Origin of the sequence: Nonomuraea recticatena (assembly GCF_039533245.1) — a bacterium.
GTDB lineage: Bacteria > Actinomycetota > Actinomycetes > Streptosporangiales > Streptosporangiaceae > Nonomuraea > Nonomuraea roseola.
On sequence record NZ_BAAATE010000104.1, the window covers coordinates 1 to 1,617 of the forward strand.

Consider the following 1,617-nt stretch of genomic DNA (forward strand, 5'->3'; position numbering starts at 1 on the left):
CGGCGCTACGAACGCCGGGCCGACCACTTCGCGTCCTTCGTCGCCATCGCTGCAGCTCTCATTTGCTACCGCCGACTCACCAAATGAGTCACTGTCTAAGGTCTGGCTGTTGTCCCGGGCGGCCATGATGCGGCCCACGGCAGGCTAGGGACCTGCCTTCACCGAGATTTGCTGGGGTGGACGCATGAGGTGGAGAACCAAGTCGCGGCACCTCTGCCACTCATCGACATCGCCAGCGCTTTTGTTCGTACAGACCCTGTACACGGTCTCTGTCCATACGCGTCGATCGTCTCCGCGGATCTCGGCGTCAACGGCGGGAGTCTTCGCCGTGAGGGACGTGGACGGAGGGGTGGCTACAAGGGGGGCTGGGACACCCTCCAGGACACCGAACAGGTCAGTCGTCATGGAACAGACGGCGGCGACCGTGCCCACGAAAGTGAGCATGGTGATCTGTTCCCTGGTGAGGGAAAGACCTCCGCGAGCTGGCCGTCGATGGCGCCCTCGTGGCATGGGTGGAGTTGCCCCGGTTCGATAGACAGATCAAGGCTTGCGACTACGCGGCAGCATAGTCGAGGTCTTGGGCGTTCTTGAGCGCGTGTCGGCGCTCGTATTCGGCGGGGCTCACCTGGCCGTTGGCGGAGTGACGGCGGCGCGGGTTGTAGAAGCCCTCGATGTAGCTGAACAGGGCGCGCTCGGCTTCCGACCTGGTATGGAAGGTGCGCCGGTCGATCAGTTCACACTCCAGGGAGGCGAAGAAGCTCTCGGTGATCGCATTATCGAAGCAGGTCCCGGTACGACCCGTCGACGGGCGGACGCCCGCCTGCTCACAGCGCTGGCCGAAGGCGATCGAGGTATATTGCCCGCCCTTATCGCTGTGGTGTATCACCCCTGCCTCGGGGCGGCGCTGGTGCAGCGCCATCGCCAGCGCGTCGGTCACCAGCTCGGTGCGCATGTGCTCAGCCATCGCCCAGCCGACGATCCGGCGCGAGAACACATCGTCGACCTGGGCGGAAGCGGCGGGTGTGGGTGGACGTCGTCTCCAGGCTTGTTGCTTGACCCACAGCTTGGCCAGCCCGCCGAGCCCGGCGTTGCCCTTCAATCCAGCACGTCGCCCTCCCTATCACGCACCAACTCGTTAGAGGGTGAAGGGATCCTTCTGCTCCCAGCGAGCTACTTCGTCATCCCAATGCCTTTCATGCTCTGGCCAATTTAGCCATTTTAGGCAGACCCATTTCTTCTGCATCTTCAGCGGCACGCCGAGCCACCTCTCTGCGAGAGAGAGCACGAGCACGGCCCTGCTCGCTTGCTTTGGCAGCACTGGCGATCGCGTCGTCGTTCGCCGCCCCCTTGCCGCTTGATTCGCCCCTACCCATGTCCATCTTGTCGCCGCCTTTGGCGGGCGTGCTCGGTAGGCGGGTGAGGTGGGTGGAGGCGTTGTCGTAGCTACTCGGACCGTCCAGCGCGTGACGTTGGCCGTGGAATAGGTCGCTTGCGGCATGCCGGAGTCGGGAGGCGACCTTCTTAGACGTTGACTCATTTGGTAAGTCGGCGGTAGCAAATGAGGGCTGCAGCGATGGCGACGAAGGATGCGAAATGGTCCGCCCGGCGTTCGTAGCG

At 63.6% G+C, this 1,617-nt stretch carries 3 pseudogenes; 1 reads left to right on the forward strand and 2 read right to left on the reverse strand.

Features of this window, described 5'->3' with window-relative positions:
• Positions 1-87: pseudogene (locus tag ABFX50_RS50510) on the forward strand (IS5/IS1182 family transposase); the annotation flags it as partial.
• Positions 88-553: 466 nt separating this feature from the next.
• Here ABFX50_RS50510 and ABFX50_RS50515 read toward each other — a convergent pair.
• Together ABFX50_RS50515 and ABFX50_RS50520 are read right to left on the reverse strand one after the other, a co-directional pair.
• A pseudogene (locus ABFX50_RS50515) lies at positions 554-1,066 on the reverse strand (IS3 family transposase); the annotation flags it as partial.
• A 467-nt stretch (positions 1,067-1,533) separates the two neighbouring features.
• Positions 1,534-1,617: pseudogene (locus ABFX50_RS50520) on the reverse strand (IS5/IS1182 family transposase); the annotation flags it as partial.